General features: G+C 69.6%; 10 protein-coding genes and 1 pseudogene. 6 read left to right on the top strand and 5 right to left on the bottom strand.

The window, feature by feature from the left end; translation table 11 throughout:
* Positions 1-83 precede the first annotated feature (83 nt).
* The 3 genes from ACFY3J_RS07330 (at position 84) to ACFY3J_RS07320 (ending at position 6300) form a co-directional block, all read left to right on the top strand.
* Positions 84-3389, top strand: a complete 3306-nt coding sequence (locus ACFY3J_RS07330; RefSeq protein WP_390840486.1) for a S8 family serine peptidase — start codon at positions 84-86, stop codon at positions 3387-3389.
* A gap of 170 nt (positions 3390-3559) precedes the next feature.
* On the top strand, positions 3560-4072 hold the full coding sequence (locus ACFY3J_RS07325; protein WP_384172236.1) for a hypothetical protein: 513 nt from the start codon (positions 3560-3562) through the stop codon (positions 4070-4072).
* A 167-nt stretch (positions 4073-4239) separates the two neighbouring features.
* Positions 4240-6300 carry a restriction endonuclease gene (locus ACFY3J_RS07320; protein ID WP_384172233.1) on the top strand — a complete coding sequence of 687 codons (2061 nt, stop codon included), beginning with the start codon at positions 4240-4242 and terminating at the stop codon, positions 6298-6300.
* A gap of 100 nt (positions 6301-6400) precedes the next feature.
* On the opposite strand, the gene ACFY3J_RS07315 is transcribed toward ACFY3J_RS07320, so the two are convergent.
* Together ACFY3J_RS07315 and ACFY3J_RS07310 are read right to left on the bottom strand one after the other, a co-directional pair.
* Positions 6401-7624 carry an FG-GAP-like repeat-containing protein gene (locus ACFY3J_RS07315; RefSeq protein WP_384172230.1) on the bottom strand — a complete coding sequence of 408 codons (1224 nt, stop codon included), beginning with the start codon at positions 7622-7624 and terminating at the stop codon, positions 6401-6403.
* Positions 7625-8090: 466 nt separating this feature from the next.
* Positions 8091-8276 (bottom strand): hypothetical protein, encoded by a 186-nt coding sequence (locus ACFY3J_RS07310; RefSeq protein ID WP_384172227.1) that lies wholly within the window; start codon positions 8274-8276, stop codon positions 8091-8093.
* 890 nt (positions 8277-9166) lie between these two features.
* On the opposite strand from ACFY3J_RS07310, the gene ACFY3J_RS07305 reads away from it, so the two are divergent.
* Positions 9167-10945, top strand: coding sequence for a multicopper oxidase family protein (locus tag ACFY3J_RS07305; protein ID WP_390840485.1), 1779 nt, complete (start codon positions 9167-9169; stop codon positions 10943-10945).
* Between the two features lie 198 nt (positions 10946-11143).
* Here the strand turns inward: ACFY3J_RS07305 and ACFY3J_RS07300 are convergent.
* Positions 11144-11221 (bottom strand): annotated as a pseudogene (locus ACFY3J_RS07300) (IS5/IS1182 family transposase); the annotation flags it as partial.
* A gap of 10 nt (positions 11222-11231) precedes the next feature.
* Between ACFY3J_RS07300 and ACFY3J_RS07295 the strand changes: the two are divergent.
* Together ACFY3J_RS07295 and ACFY3J_RS07290 are read left to right on the top strand one after the other, a co-directional pair.
* Positions 11232-11693: a hypothetical protein gene (locus ACFY3J_RS07295; RefSeq protein ID WP_390840484.1), complete on the top strand. Its 462-nt coding sequence runs from the start codon at positions 11232-11234 to the stop codon at positions 11691-11693.
* 265 nt (positions 11694-11958) lie between these two features.
* Positions 11959-12453, top strand: a complete 495-nt coding sequence (locus ACFY3J_RS07290; protein ID WP_384172221.1) for a hypothetical protein — start codon at positions 11959-11961, stop codon at positions 12451-12453.
* A gap of 181 nt (positions 12454-12634) precedes the next feature.
* Here the strand turns inward: ACFY3J_RS07290 and ACFY3J_RS07285 are convergent, their stop codons facing one another.
* Positions 12635-13765, bottom strand: coding sequence for a hypothetical protein (locus tag ACFY3J_RS07285; RefSeq protein ID WP_390840483.1), 1131 nt, complete (start codon positions 13763-13765; stop codon positions 12635-12637).
* Between the two features lie 514 nt (positions 13766-14279).
* Positions 14280-14732 carry an SRPBCC domain-containing protein gene (locus ACFY3J_RS07280; protein WP_384172216.1) on the bottom strand — a complete coding sequence of 151 codons (453 nt, stop codon included), beginning with the start codon at positions 14730-14732 and terminating at the stop codon, positions 14280-14282.
* Positions 14733-14784: the final 52 nt, after the last annotated feature.

The raw sequence follows: 14784 nt of genomic DNA, 5'->3' as shown, positions 1-14784 counted from the left end.
GTGGGGGTATAGCGCACTCGTGCGAGCCTTCCCCCGGCCGAGTGGACAGGAATCCGCTCGGCACTCCGTTTCCAGGGGGAGTTTTGCGCAGACAAGTGAAAAGAGCGTGCGTGGCCACGGTCGCCACAGCGGCGGCCGTCGCCCTCGCCGCGGGCATGACCAGCCCCGCGTCGGCGGGGCCCGAGCAGCGCTCGGCCCACGCCGCCGGGCCCACGGCCCACCGCACCGTCACTCTCATCACCGGCGACCGGGTCACTGTGGACGCCAAGGGGCGCGTGGTCGGGCTGCACCGGGCCGAGGGCCGCGAGCAGATACCCGTGCAGGTCCGTCGGACGGGCGGACACACCCTCGTCGTACCGGCCGACGCATCCCGTCTGATCGCCTCCGGCAAGCTGGACCAACGCCTGTTCGACATCACCGAGTTGAACAAGTCCGCTACCCGCAGGTCGCTCAAGAACGGCCTGAAGGTCATCGTCGGCTACCAGGGCGCGGCCACCACCGCCCGGGCCGACGTCCGCGAGGCCGGCACCCTGCGCCGGGCGCTGAAGGCGCTGAACGCCGACGCGGTGCAGACGCCCCTCAAGGACACGCCCGAGCTGTGGAAGGCGCTCACCAAGGGGGACCGGACCAGCGCCGGCATCGCGCACATCTGGCTCGACGGCGTCCGCAAGGTCAACCTCGACAAGTCCGTGCCGCAGATCGGCGCGCCGAAGGCCTGGCAGACCGGCTACACCGGCAAGGGCGTGAAGATCGCCGTCCTGGACACCGGAGTCGACGCCACCCACCCCGATCTGAAGTCCCAGGTGGTGGCGGCCAAGAACTTCTCCACCGCCGGCAGCACGACCGACCGCTTCGGCCACGGCACCCATGTCGCCTCCATCGCGGCGGGTACCGGCGCCAAGTCGGGCGGCAAGTACAAGGGCGTGGCGCCCGACGCCAAGATCCTCAACGGCAAGGTCCTCGACGACGACGGCTACGGCGACGACTCCGGCATCCTCGCCGGTATGGAGTGGGCGGCCCAGCAGGGCGCCGACATCGTCAACCTCAGCCTCGGCGGCCCGGACACCCCCGGAGTCGACCCGCTGGAGGCGGAAGTCGACAAGCTCTCCGCCGAGAAGGGCATACTCTTCGCGATCGCCGCGGGCAACGAGGGCCCCGAGTCGCTCGGTTCGCCCGGCAGCGCCGACTCCGCCCTCACCGTCGGCGCCGTCGACAAGAAGGACCGGTTCGCCGACTTCTCCTCCACCGGCCCGCGCCTGGGTGACGGCGTCATCAAGCCCGACGTCACCGCGCCGGGCGTGGCCATCACCGCCGCCGCGGCCAAGAACAGCCTGATCGCCCAGGAGGTCGGCGAGAGCCCGGCCGGCTACCTGACCATCGACGGCACCTCGATGGCGACCCCGCACGTCGCCGGTGCCGCCGCGCTCCTCAAGCAGCAGCACCCCGACTGGGGTTACACCGAACTGAAGGGCGCGCTGGCCGGTTCCGCCAAGGGCGGCCCGTACACCCCCTTCGAGCAGGGCGCCGGCCGTATCGCCGTCGACAAGGCGATCCAGCAGACCGTGATCGCCGACCCGGTGTCGGTGAGCTTCGGCATCCAGGCCTGGCCGCACACCGACGACGAGCCGGTCACCAAGCAGCTGACCTACCGCAACCTCGGTACCGAGGACGTCACGCTCAGCCTTGCCATGACGGCCACCGGCCCCAAGGGCCAGCCCACCCCGGACGGTTTCTTCACGCTCGGCGCGACCGAGGTGACCGTCCCGGCCGGCGACAAGGCCTCCGTCGACGTGACCGTGAACACCCGGCTGGGCGGCACCCTGGACGGTGCGTACTCGGCGTACGTGACGGCGACCGGCGGCGGGCAGACCGTCCGTACGGCCGCGGCCGTGCAGCGCGAGGTCGAGTCGTACGACGTCACCGTCAAGCACATCGGCCGGGACGGCAAGCCCGCCGCCGGCCACGACACGGTCCTGTTCGGCTACACCGGCCTCGGCGCGGACCGCGCCTACCAGGTGCCCGCGGGATCCGGCACGTCGACCGTGCGCGTGCCCAAGGGCACCTACCTGCTGGACGCCTGGATCGCGAAGGACTTCACCACCTTCAAGGGCGGCCTGGACTGGCTGGTCCAGCCGAAGCTGACCGTCACCGGGAACGTCACGCTGGCGGTCGACGCCCGCAACGCCAAGAAGGCCGACATCACCGTGCCGGACAAGACCGCACGGCAGCACGGCGGGACGATCGGCTACTCCTACGACCCGGCGATGGTCGCCCTCTCCATGACCGTCGGCAACTGGTCCGAGCTGCGCACCGGCTCCGTGGGCGGCGACGTCACCGGGCTCAGTCAGACCTGGAGCGGCCAGTGGACCAAGGGCGCGAAGGCCGAATACGACGTGGCGACCGCCGCGACGGTCAAGCGGTTCCAGGGCGGCAAGGTCCGCCACTACGCCGCGCGTGAGCTCGCCACGGTGAAGAACAACGTGGGCGCGGGCGCCACCGGCAAGACCGGCGCCGTCACGCCCTGGGGCCTGTTCTCCGACGGCATCGTCCTCGCGGACAGCATCGAGCAGAAGCTGCCGGGCACGCGGACGCTGTACCTGTCGACGGGCAACGGCATCGCGTGGTCCCTGTTCGTGGAGCAGTTCCGCGGCCACGACAAGAAGGGCCGGCCGATCTCCGAGGCGCTGTACGTGCCCGACGGCATGAAGACCTACAAGGGCGGAAAGACCTACACCAACACCTTCAACAGGGCGGTGTTCGGTCCCCACCTGAGCCGGGACTACGGCGTCTTCCGCTACGGGAACGAGCTCTACGGTGCCCTGCCGCTGTTCGCCGACTCCCAGGGGCACTGGGGCATCTCGACGTACACCTCGGCGAAGACGACCCTGTACCGCAACGGCAAGAAGGTCGCCTCCAACGACGACCCGCTGTTCGGGGACAAGCCCTTCACCGTGAGTGCCGGTGACGCCCAGTACCGGCTGACCACCTCGGTCCAGCGCAGCGCCAAGGTGGCGAACGCCTCCACCCGCGTCGACGCGAGCTGGACGTTCCGTTCCAAGAAGCCGTCCGGCCGGGCGGAGGTCCGGCTGCCGGCCTCCATGCTCCGCTTCAAGGCCGGCACCGGCCTGGACAACCGTGTCCCGGCGGGCAGGAAGGCCACCTTCCCGGTCACCGTGGAGGGCGCCGCCGCGGGCAAGAACCTCAAGTCGCTGACCGTCTGGGTGTCGTACAACAGCGGCAAGACCTGGAAGAAGGTCACCGTCACGAAGGGCAAGATCACCGTCAAGAACCCGGCGAAGGGGAAGGCCATTTCCTACAAGGCCAAGATCACGGACAAGAAGGGCAACGTGTCCACGGTCTCGATCTACGGTGCGTACTACGGCAAGTGAGCCGGTGGTCGACGGCACTTGACGGCCTGACGGGCCTGATGGGCCCGACGGCCCATGGCGAATGAGCGGCCCGCCGGAAGCATGGCTTCCGGCGGGCCGTTCCCGTGCTCGGGACCGGTACCGGGTCCATCGCGCCCCCGTTGGGCCGGGGTTGACTTAGGGTCGTGACCATGACAGCCGAAGTGACCGCCATGATCACCGCCGTCGTCGGCGTCCTCGGCACGCTCTTCGCGCCCGTGCTCAGCCAGCGGCTGAGTGCACGCGGGCGCGCGGAGGAGGCCGAGGCGGCGGAACGCAGACGGCGGTTCGAGGAACGCCGCGACGCGTACACGGCGATGAACCGGGCCTCGCGCCAGTTCCACACGCTCCTCAAGGACGCGCTGCACCGCATCCGCGACGGCGTGTACACGGAACAGGACCGCGAGCAGCTGGAGGAGGTGCGGCGCGACCACCGCGACCGCTACGCCGAGGCCCAGATGGTGGTGCCCGAGCGGATCCTGAGCGCCTCGCGGGCGGTGAACGAGGTCCTGGCCGACGTCGACGCCGCGGCCAAGCGTCTCGACCGGGGCCTGGCCGGGGAGGGCGAGAGCGCGGAGCAGGCCCTGCTCGACCTGAAGGAGGCCGAACCGCGCCTGTCGGCGATGCGCAGGATGATGCGGGAGGACCTGGGCGTGCGGGACTGAGGCGCGCGGCCCCGGGCGGTCCCTGTGCGGGACCTCTGGAAGGGGGCGACGACGGAGCGGGTTGCTGTTGCCGGGCGGATGTGCGAGACGGCCATCGCTGGATAGAGTCGTCCCGTTACAACTGGTTGTGGGGACAACCAGAGTGCCTTGGGGAGGGCCCGCAACACATGAGTCGTCGCTCTAATGGCTTGGTCGGTGTCTGGGCTGAGATGCAGCGGCAGCAGCAGCGCCAGATGGAGGCCGAAGCCCGACGGCGGCGACAAGAGGCGCAGCAGGCACGTGCCCATCAGCGCCGGGCCGCACAGAGTCACCGCGAGTACCGGCAGGCAGAGGCCCGACGCCGTACCGAGGAACTGGACGCACAGGTCGCGTCCCTGCAAGGCCTTCTCGCCTCGGGTTGTCGGGCTCCGGCATTCAGGGCCTCCTCTCTCACGCGCCGTGAAGAGATCGAGCCCTTCGCTCCAGGTCCACTGGCGCAGCCCGTGCCCATGCCGAATCTCGGTCATTACCAGGCGCAGGGCGGGTGGACTGCCAGTCGCCGAGCACAGGCGCAGGCCGAAGCCCGGGCGCGCTTCGAGCGGGACTGGCACGCGGCGCAGGCGGCGGAGGCCCAGCGGCAGCAGCAGTTGGCGTCGTACCGGCGGGAGTACCAGCAGTGGGCCGACGCCCAACTGGCCGATGTGCGGCGGCACAACGCCGACGTCGCCGAGCTGACCGAGGGAGTGAGGCGCCGCGATCCCGACGCCGTGGTCGAGTACTTCTCCGCCGCTCTCTACGCGTCGACCGCGTGGCCGGAGGGTTTCCCACGCCAGGTGGCGGCGGCGTACGACGCGGCAGCCGGACAGTTGGTGCTGGACTGGGAGCTGCCCGCCTACGGCGTCGTCCCCGAGGTCAAGTCCGTCCGGTACGTGTCCGCGACGGACCAGGACAAGGAGACCGCCCGGCCGGTGACTCAGCGCAGGGCCCTGTACCGGAAGGTTCTGGCGCAGTGCGCGCTGCTCGTCCTGCACGAACTCTTCGCCGCGGACGAGCTGGGCGCGCTTGAATCGGTCACCTTGAACGGCTTCGTGGACGGACACGACCCCACGACGGGCCGACCGGGCCACATCTACCTGGCGACCGTCATGGCCCCGCGCCCGACGTTCCGCGATCTGCACCTGGCGCAGGTGGACGCCTGCAGCTGCCTGGCCGATGCGCTGCGCGGGCAACTCTCGGCCCGCCCCGACCAACTCACTCCGGTGCGGCCGAGCCGCCGGCCGCAGGAGGTGGGGAACCGTGTCGTCACGCATGGCAGCGATGAGGAACCCGACCTGTACGAGATGGATCCGATCGCCTTCGAGGATCTCGTTGCCGATCTATTCCGGTCCATGGGGATGCAGGCGGTCACCACCCAACGCTCGAACGACGGCGGGGTGGACGTCGACGCGCTGGATCCGACACCGATCCGCGGCGGCAAGATCGTCGTCCAGGTCAAGCGCTACCGCAACACGGTGCCGCCCACCGCTGTGCGCGACTTGTACGGGACCGTGCAGGACACCGGCGCCAACAAGGGCGTACTCGTGACGACGTCGAGGTTCGGCCCCGGCTCACACACCTTCGCCAACGGCAAGCCGCTGGAACTGATCCCGGGAACCGAACTCGTCGACCTGCTGCACCGTCATGGGCTGAGTGGACGCCTGGGCGATGGTGCCCGCCCCTCCGCGGCGCAGCCGTCGCCGACGGTCGCGGACACTCGGCTGCCCGACGACCACAACGTCCTGGGCATGTCGTGGACCGGAAGTGTCGCCCTGGACGTGTGCGCTCTCGTCTGCCGTGGCAACCGCGTCCTCAGCGACGATCACTTCGTCTTCTACAACAACCGGCGCACACCGGACGGTACGGTGCGCGCCCTCCCCGCCCAAGCGCCCGACAAAGCCGCGATCTGCGTCTCCTTCGACGCGCTGCCGGCTGAGGCCGACCGATTCGTCCTCGTGGCCGCCATCGATCCGGAGGTCAACCCGGACGCCGACCTCTCGGGCTTCACGGACGCGTCCATCCGCCTGCTCGACCCGAGGCTGGCCGAGCTGGGACGCCTGGAAGTCTCCGACGGCCGCCCCCGCGAAACCGCCTTGGTACTCGGCTCCTTCCGCCGCAGGCCCAACGGGGACTGGGACTTCGTCCTGGGCGGCAAGGGCTACACGGGCGGCCTGGAAGAACTCGTCCAGGATTTCGGCATCGAGGTGGAGTAGAACCAGGGCTGTCTTCCGTGCGTGCGCAGACCAGGGGTGGTCTGCGCACGCATCACGGAGGCTTGCCCCTCCTGTGCCGTGCCGATCGAAGCCGGACGTCCTAGCAGAAGCCGTTGAGGCCCCACCACTCGCCGTCGGTCCGCTCGCCGGGCATCAGGGAACCGGTGTCCCGCCCCCGGTAGGTGACCAGCCAGCCCAGGTGGCCGGGGTAGCCGTCGATCACGTACTTCGTGTTGGTCACGGTGGCGAGGTCGGGACGCCCGTCGCCGGAGAAGTCGCCGACCGAGATCAGGTTCGCCCTGGCGTTCCAGCCGCTGGAGCCGATGAGCTTGCGCGTGCCGAGCTTGCCGGTGGAGGTGCCCGGGTAGAGCCACAGCTTGCCTGTGGACGCCTCGCGTGCGTAGAGGTCGGGACGGCCGTCGCCGTTCACGTCGCCCATGCCGACGAGCGCGTTCATCTTGTTCCAGCCGCTGGAGCCGATGAGCTTGCGCGTGCCGAGCTTGCCGGTGGAGGTCCCCGGGTAGAGCCACAGCTTGCCCGTGGCCTTCTCGACCGCGATCAGGTCGGAGCGGCGGTCACCGGTCAGGTCACCGAAGGCGGTGATGTGGTTCATGGACTTCCAGCTGCTGGAGCCGATGAGCTTGCGGGTGCCGTGGGAGCCGGTTCCGGTGCCGGGGTAGAGCCACAGCTTGCCGGTGGACGCCTCGCGGGCGATGAGGTCCTCACGGCCGTCACCGGTGAAGTCGCCGTGCCGGGTCAGGACGTTCATGCTGTTCCAGCCACTCGAGCCGACGAGCCGGCCGGTGCCGTTGCCCGGAGTGAACCAGAGCCGTCCGGCCTTGTCGCGGATGATCATGTCGGCTCTGCGGTCGCCGTTCATGTCCCCGAAGCCCAGGGCCTTCGGGGAGGTCTCGGAGAACCAGCGCGGGTAAGCGGGCTGGCTGCACTCGCGCTCGGTACGGACGAACTTGATCGAGCTGGTGGTCGCGACCGGGGACCCGCTCCACTCGCCGGGCTTGTTCGGCTTCTGGGCCCAGTAGCCGCCGATGGCCACGTAGTTCTTGTCCTCGTAGAGGCAGGCGATCGACTTCGTGCGGTTGACGTACGAGTGGATCTTGTTGTCCCAGCTGCCCAGGTCCGCGACGTTCTTGTTCGTCTTCCACATCGAGCCGTTGGCGCTCTTGCCCGTCCACCCGCAGAAGTAGCCCGACGGGCAGTCGTACGAACTCGCGGCCGCCGGAGCGGCGTTCGCTGCGGCCAGGCCGGTGCCGGCGAGCGCCAGGCCCATGAGCGTCGCCATGCCTCGGTTGAAACGATTCTGCATGTGCTGTGTTCCCCTCCCTTTGACGCGCGCCGGTACCTTGTCCCGTCAACACGCCTGCGTTTGGTGGCGGTTGCTGCGGGACCCTGGCGGCTGTCCGGCGCAAGCCAGGTGATCGTAAAGTACGTCGAGCCCCCCTGCATCGCAGTTCCCGCACGCCTGGCGGTGCCGGCAGGGGGTGGTGACCCGCGGAGTTCGCCGCCGCTCGTCTTCTCAAGGCGACGACGAGCGGCGAAGGCCTCCACTTCTTACCTGTCCAACCTCACCTGCTCGTAGCCGTGGCAGTGAGGAGTCGGCCGCGGTATCCGCGTCCCGGACTCGCAGGGGAAGCGGGCCCGGCCGTCGTGGGCCGCGGCTGACTGTCCGTCCGCGACATGGATGACGACCTTGCCACACCGGTGCTCCATGTCGAGCGCCTCGTACGCGGCGTGGGTCTGTGCGAGGGGAACGACCCGGTCGATCTGCGGGCTCAGCCTCCGCTCGTGATCAACTCTCTGATGGATTCGAGCCCTTCACGGTCCGGCTCGACGGCGAAGAACACTCCGCGTGCGGCACTGCCTTGGGCCGCCCCGGGATCGGGCGGCGCGACGATGGTGACCAGGACCCCACCCGGGCGCAGAACGTTCCAGGACCGGGTCTGGGTGTCGCCGCCCACCGTGTCGAATAGACCAGCTGTTCGGGGCCCCCGCGCCGGTGAGCGCGTACCGCGCGCATCGTGTCCATGAGGCCATCACCTCCTGATGACGGGCGGTGCCGTGCCGAGGGCCACGCCGTCACGATCAGGCTCACAGGTACGACCGAAGCCAGGCGTCGCCCGTTCAAGGGATCTCTGGTGCCGCGCCGTGCCGAGCGAGCACCACACAGCCGGCCCGGTCGGCGGAAGCGCCCCGGTCCATTGCGGCATCACCCGCATGGACCAGAGCAGGACACCCCATCGCACCCCCGGACAGGCTTCCCTCGCCCGCAGGCCCGCTCGACCAATCGGCCGACAACGCCGTGACTGCGGGGCGTCGGTGCGTTCCGTGGCGGCCGATGGCCGCCATGCGCACGCACCGGGGCGATGCGACGATCGTCGGTGACCGGCAGCTGACCACGAACGGGCCCGCGCCCGCCCTGGGCCCTGTCGTCACATTCCCGCCTGCCGCGCGGCGTCAGGCACGCACTCCCCCAAGCTCTTCGAGCAGGGGGGACCCCCAGCCGCGTTGCCGAACCGCCCACGTGGCTCCGCCACGAGGGCGCTCCGGCGCCTTGCGATCGCACGCACCGGACGCCGCGCGGCCCGCCCTTCGGGCGGACGACGGGAATGTGACGACAGGACCCAGGGCCCGGCCCGGAGGCCACTGGTGCCGTGCTCCGACGACCTGAGTCGAGGTGAGAAGCCCAATGATCAGCAGGAGGCTCGTGCTTCAGGCCACTCTGGCAGGCGGAACATGTCTCTTTTCGGTTCCCGGTACGGTGTTGCCGCGGGCTTCGCCGGCGGAAGCAGACGTCCTTGACCCGGCGGTGATACGGAAGTACGCGGCCGAACTTGTGATACCGCCCGTCATGCCGCTGGACAGCCGGGCCGGCCGGGACGTCTACACGATCGGCATCCGGCAGTTCCGGCAGCAGGTGCTTCCCCCGGGCCTGCCGGCCACCACGGTGTTCGGATACGGCTCGACCGGCCATCCCGAAACGTTCCACTGTCCCGCGTTCACCATCGAAGCCCGGCACGGGCGAGCGGTCCAGGTCAGGTGGGTCAATCAACTGGTCGACAAGAACGGCGGATATCTGCCGCATCTGCTGCCGGTCGATCCCACACTCCACTGGGCGAACCCCCCGGGCGGGGCCGAGCGGCGGGACTCACGCCCCACGTTCACCTCGACACCCGGGCCGTACGACGGGCCGGTTCCCGTCGTCACCCACCTGCACGGCGGAGCGAACACGGAGGAGAGTGACGGATACGCCGAGGCCTGGTACCTGCCCGACGCGCAGGGCATTCCCCCCGGTTACGCCCGAGTCGGCTCCTTCTACGAGGAGTTCGCGAAGAAGTCCGAGGCGAAGTCGGGTGTGCCCTGGGGCCCGGGCGAGGCCGTCTTCCACTACGCCAACCGCAGCCGGGCCGCCACTCTGTGGTTCCACGACCACACCCTGGGCATCACCCGGCTGAACGTGTACGCCGGAATGTCGGGCTTCTACCTGCTGCGCGGCGGGCCGTCGGACCTGGGGGAAGGCGTCCTGCCCGGGCCGGCGCCGAGACTCGGTGACCCGCCCGGCACGCGCTACTACGAGATCCCGGCCGTCATCCAGGACCGCTCCTTCCGTACCGACGGGACCCTGTTCTATCCAGCGAGCCGGGCGCTCTTCGACGGGTTCAAGGGCCCTTATGTGCCCGGAACCGACATTCCGCCGATCTGGAACCCGGAGTACTTCGGCAACGCGATGGTCACCAACGGCAGGACCTGGCCGGTGCTGCCCGTGGAACCGCGCCGCTACCGGTTCCGGTTCCTCAACGGCTGCAACGCACGCACCCTGATCCTGAAGATCGTCACCGACCGACTGGCCCGCAGGCCGGTACCGGCAAAGCTCCCCCTGTGGCAGGTCGGAACCGACGGAGGCTTCCTGCCTGCACCCGTTCGGCGCGACCAACTGCTGCTCGCCCCGGCCGAACGCGCGGACGTCGTCGTCGATTTCTCCTCGGCCCCGGTCGGCACGGAGCTGTACCTGATCAACGAGGGACCGGACGCCGTGTTCACGGGCGGCGCGGTCGGGACCGGTTTCCCCGCGGCGAACCCGAAGACCACTGGGCAGGTCATGAAATTCGTGATCAAACCGCTCGTCACGGCGGACACATCGACGCCTCCCGCACAGCTCACGCTGCCCTCCTTCGAGCCCCTCGGCGCAGCAGACCGCACCCGACAGGTCAGTCTCGGCGAGGTGGCCTCGGCCCGTGTGCCGGGCGTGAGCCCCCGCGAAGTTCTGCTCGGCGTCATCGGCCCGAACGGCAAATCGAGACTCCTGGGATGGGCCGATCCCATCACGGAGAACCCGGCCGTGGGATCGACGGAGATCTGGGAGATCCACAACCTGACGAAGGACGCCCACCCCATTCACATCCACGAAGTGCAGTTCCAGGTCGTCGACCGGCAAAAGCTCCCGGCCGGCGGCCGTCGTCCCCCGGAGGCATGGGAGCACGGTTTCAAGGACACGGTGCTCGCCTATCCGCAGGAGACAACCCGGGTCAAGGTGCGCTTCGGTCAGCCAGGCCGGTACATGTGGCACTGCCACCTGCTGGAACACGAGGACAACGAAATGATGCGTCCCCTGCGCGTCGGTCCGGCCTGACACTCCATCAGCCAGCTTGGCCCCCGCCCCGCTGTCCGAAAGGTGCCGCTGGTGCCACCGCTCAATGGTCAAGGGACGTCTCGCGCGGCGTACCGGAGCAGGGCGCCGAAGCGCAACCACCCCAGCAAATAAGCGTTCAGAGGTGCGACGCCCCGGGTGGACAAGGCGGTGGATTTCGCCGACCGCGTCGGCCAGGGTTCCGAGCATGGGCTGGTGAACGCCGTGGCCCTTGAGCCGGCAGTCCCGCAGGATCTTCCAGTCCTTCAACCGCGACAGGTCCGACGGCGTGCTCGAAGGGATGCCGTTGATCGATCCCACGAACGCCGTCACGCATGGCGTCGGCACTCTGCTCACCGAACACGGCGAGTCGATGCCGCAGCGGATCGCCGGGCTTGTTCCGGGAGTCCGGGGCGTGAAGGCGTTCCATCTCTTTCCCGCCGACCAGTGGACGAGCCCGCCCGGTGGTGGCCAGTCCCGTGTGACGGTGGTGATGTGCGGCGACGATGCGACGGCACTGCAGGTCGTCGGCGAACTGGTCCGTGATGTCGGCGGAGTTCCGGCGACTCCGGGAACGCTGGATCGCGTGCGCCAGTTGGAGGAGGTGGCGGGTTTCGTCATCGGCTCGGCCTTCGCAGGCTTCGACCCTGGTTCCGCCGTCCCTCACGTCCCTCGAACGACGGGAGCGCCGGCCCACAGGGGGAGGCGTATCGCCCCACGCTCGGTGATCTGTCACGGACAGGGTCTGTGAACGCGGCTTGATGACCCAAGTCAAGCCTCGCTCACAGACGTTGTCGTGCTGTGAGCGAGGTGCTCGCAGGTGAACCCTCACGTCTTCCTCAGGAAATGCGAGGAAGCTGGTAGCCCACCTCAAGCACTGGCATGATCGCGTCAGCGTCGGCATGTCCCGAGGAGTCGCAGGGCAGCAACCGCGTCCTCACCATCTCCACGCCGCCTTCGGGAGGACTGATATGTCTCACCAGCCCCGTGCAGGACTGAGCCTCCTGTGCGCTGCGATGATCTTTCCCGTCGCCGCGTGCACGACAGATCATCCGGATGCCAGGCAGGCCACGCAGCCCCTGCGTTCCTCCTCGTCCAGCCCGGCAACAGCAATCGCCGCGCCGATCACCACGCAGCCCTCCGTGCTGAAGCCGCCGGAGCTGGACAACGGCGAGGCTCTCGCCGGCCGTCAGAAAGTGACCAGCGGGAATGCCAGCATCGCCTACAGCAAGGGCAGGGAGGGCGACGCCCTCATTGTTTCGGTGCGCTGCCAGGGCGAAGGGAAGATCAAGGTTGTCGTACGGTCCGTACGCACCTCCTTCCCGCTGGAATGCGTCGCCGACGAGGTCAGCACCTTCTCCAACCAGATGGCCGTGACGGGGGCGGACCGGGACGGCATCGTCTCGGTCGAGGCGCCCTCAGCCGTGCGTTGGTCCATGACCATCGCCCATGGCGCACCAGCACAAGAAGAGCCACCCGAGGACGGCCAAGAGGTTGTCGACGCGGCTTGATGACCCACGTCAAGCCGTGTTCACAGACCTTTCGGCGGCGGTCCTCCGGCGGAATGGCGCCGGAAATCGCTCGTCATCCTGCGACCCTTGGACGGTCGGCTCTCCGTGTCACGGCGCACCCACACAGGCCGCGACACGGGTTCCACGGGACCCGGGTCTGGGAGACAGGGGCGCAGCTCCCTCACGCCCCGCGCATGTCTCCCGCCTCTGAGTCCTCGTCCGCCGCCTCGGACTCGATGACCCAGCTGCCTCGGGCCTGCACCTGATAGACGCCGGGCCCCGGCAGGCGGAGCGGCAGGTCGGCGTCGCCCTTGCCGCGGGCGGCCTCGGCCCACTCGGCGAGGTCGTCGTCCAGGGCCAGCAGCCGTACGTCGCCGCGCCCGCGGTGCCGCAGCACGGCCGGGCCGCCCGGGCCCGCGTACCGTACGAGGTCCCCACCGCGCCCGTGGATTCGCTCGGTGAACTTTGGTACGGCGTCGGCGGGTTCGGCCCACGCCTCCCAGTCAGCCCGGGCGGCTCCCCGGAACTCCACCAGGAACCGAGCCACTTCGCGGTTGCCCGAGAGCCGCAACGGCACCCGGGCGTGCACAGGCTCGAAGCCGTCGCCCAGCGTGAAGCCCTTGCGCTGGTTGTGGCGCAGCAGCAGGACGACGGTCAGCTGCTCGGCGCTGTCGCTCCGCACCACCAGCACGGCGGGCCGCCCCACGGCCGGCAGCCGCACCCGCGCGGATCCAGGTCCCTGCCCGTACGCCCGCTCGCCAGCCCCCTCACCCGCTGCAGGATGGGCGGCGGCCCGCAGGGGCCCCGGCTGCCGGAGCGCGGCCCCGGACCCCACCCGCCGGGGAACGGGAAGCCCCCCTTCTTCCCCGCCGCGCCGCTCCTCCAGCCGCACCCCGCACGCTGCGCACACCGCGACATTGCGGGTGGCCCCCTCCGCCGGGGCCCAGGGCAGCTCGCGCACGGCGCGTCCGTGCCGGGCGTCGAAGAAGCAGAGCGGCAGCCGACGGGGCAGCGGCAGTCCCGCCCGCCGGGCATCGAGACAGGCCAGCGCGTGCCACCCGTCATCCAGCGCCCGCAGCACGTCGAGGGCGTCCTCTCGGTCCCGGTCTCCGACAAAGGCCCGCTTGGCCTCCTCGTACGCGTCGAGGGCCCGCCCCAGCTCGGCGCGCATCGCATCGGTGGCCCCCGGCTCCCCCGGCGAGAAGTCGTGCTCGTCGAGCGCGGCCCCGAACGCGGTGATCCGTGCCTCCGCCTCGGCAAGCTCCTCCGCCCGCCGCCGAGCCGCCCCTCCGAACCATCCCCCTAGCCGCAATGACAGTGACTTAAGCGGCTACTGACGCTCCGGGCGAAGGCGTTTCCGCACGTCAGAGCCTCGAAGTGCTACATAAGTCATCGGTATTGCCCCTAGCCGCGCCCAGGAGCGTCTGTCCTCGGCCATGCGACCACCCCCCTCTGGGGTGATCGTAAGCCGGGGCGAGGTCTGGAAACTCCCCATCCCAGCCGCGCGCGAGCGGCCCGCGTCCTTGATCGCCATCATTGCGGTTCTGGTTCGGGTCTGATTGGCCGCTGCGCTCAACCTGAGCTATCCGAGCGGTGCGCGGCTGCACTCCGAGCGCGGACGGATCGCCCCACTCACCTGTCTGCGGCTCCGGCCGCTGGCGCCGCACAGGAGTCTGTCAACGCGGCTTGATGACCCACGTCAAGCCGTGTTCGCGACCCTTTTCCCGCACCAGATCGAACTGCTCAGTCGGTCGGCCGGGGGACAGGACCGGGCGTGTTCCGGCCTGCCGCGTGATCCAGGGCCGATGGTGAGCTGTGAGCGGGGTTCAGTCCCTCGCTCCATCGGCCAGGAAGGCGCTCAGGCTGTCGAGGAGCATGGTGCTGCCCTGCTCGGCCATGTCGCGTTCCTCCGCGGTGTCGCAGGTCTGGCGGAGCACGATCTGCGTGTGGTGGTCGTCCTGCTCGTCGAGTTCCATGGTCATGACCGCGGGCGCGGACTTGCCGGGTACGTCCATGCCGACCACCAGGAGGCGGTTCTCGACGACCTCAAGATAGGAGCCGGCCAGCGGGAACTGTCCGCCGTCGGGCGTGACCATCATGGCCTTCCACACTCCGCCCGGCCGCACGTCCATCTCGACGGAGCCGGCAGCGGCGTAAGCCCACTGGGCATACTGCTCGGGGGTGGTCCACGCCCGCCACGCCTTCACCGCGGGGGCGTCCAGCGTTCGAGTCAGCTTGTAGGAGAAGCCGTCGGCCGGGGTGGTCTGATCGGTGCTCATCTTTCGTCTCCTGATCTCATGTTGCTCGGGACTGTCGCACCTGTAGACGCCC

Source organism: Streptomyces sp. NPDC001231 (assembly GCF_042896885.1).
In the GTDB taxonomy this organism is placed as follows: Bacteria; Actinomycetota; Actinomycetes; order Streptomycetales; family Streptomycetaceae; genus Streptomyces.
This window is presented reverse-complemented; position numbering and strand designations above follow the sequence as displayed.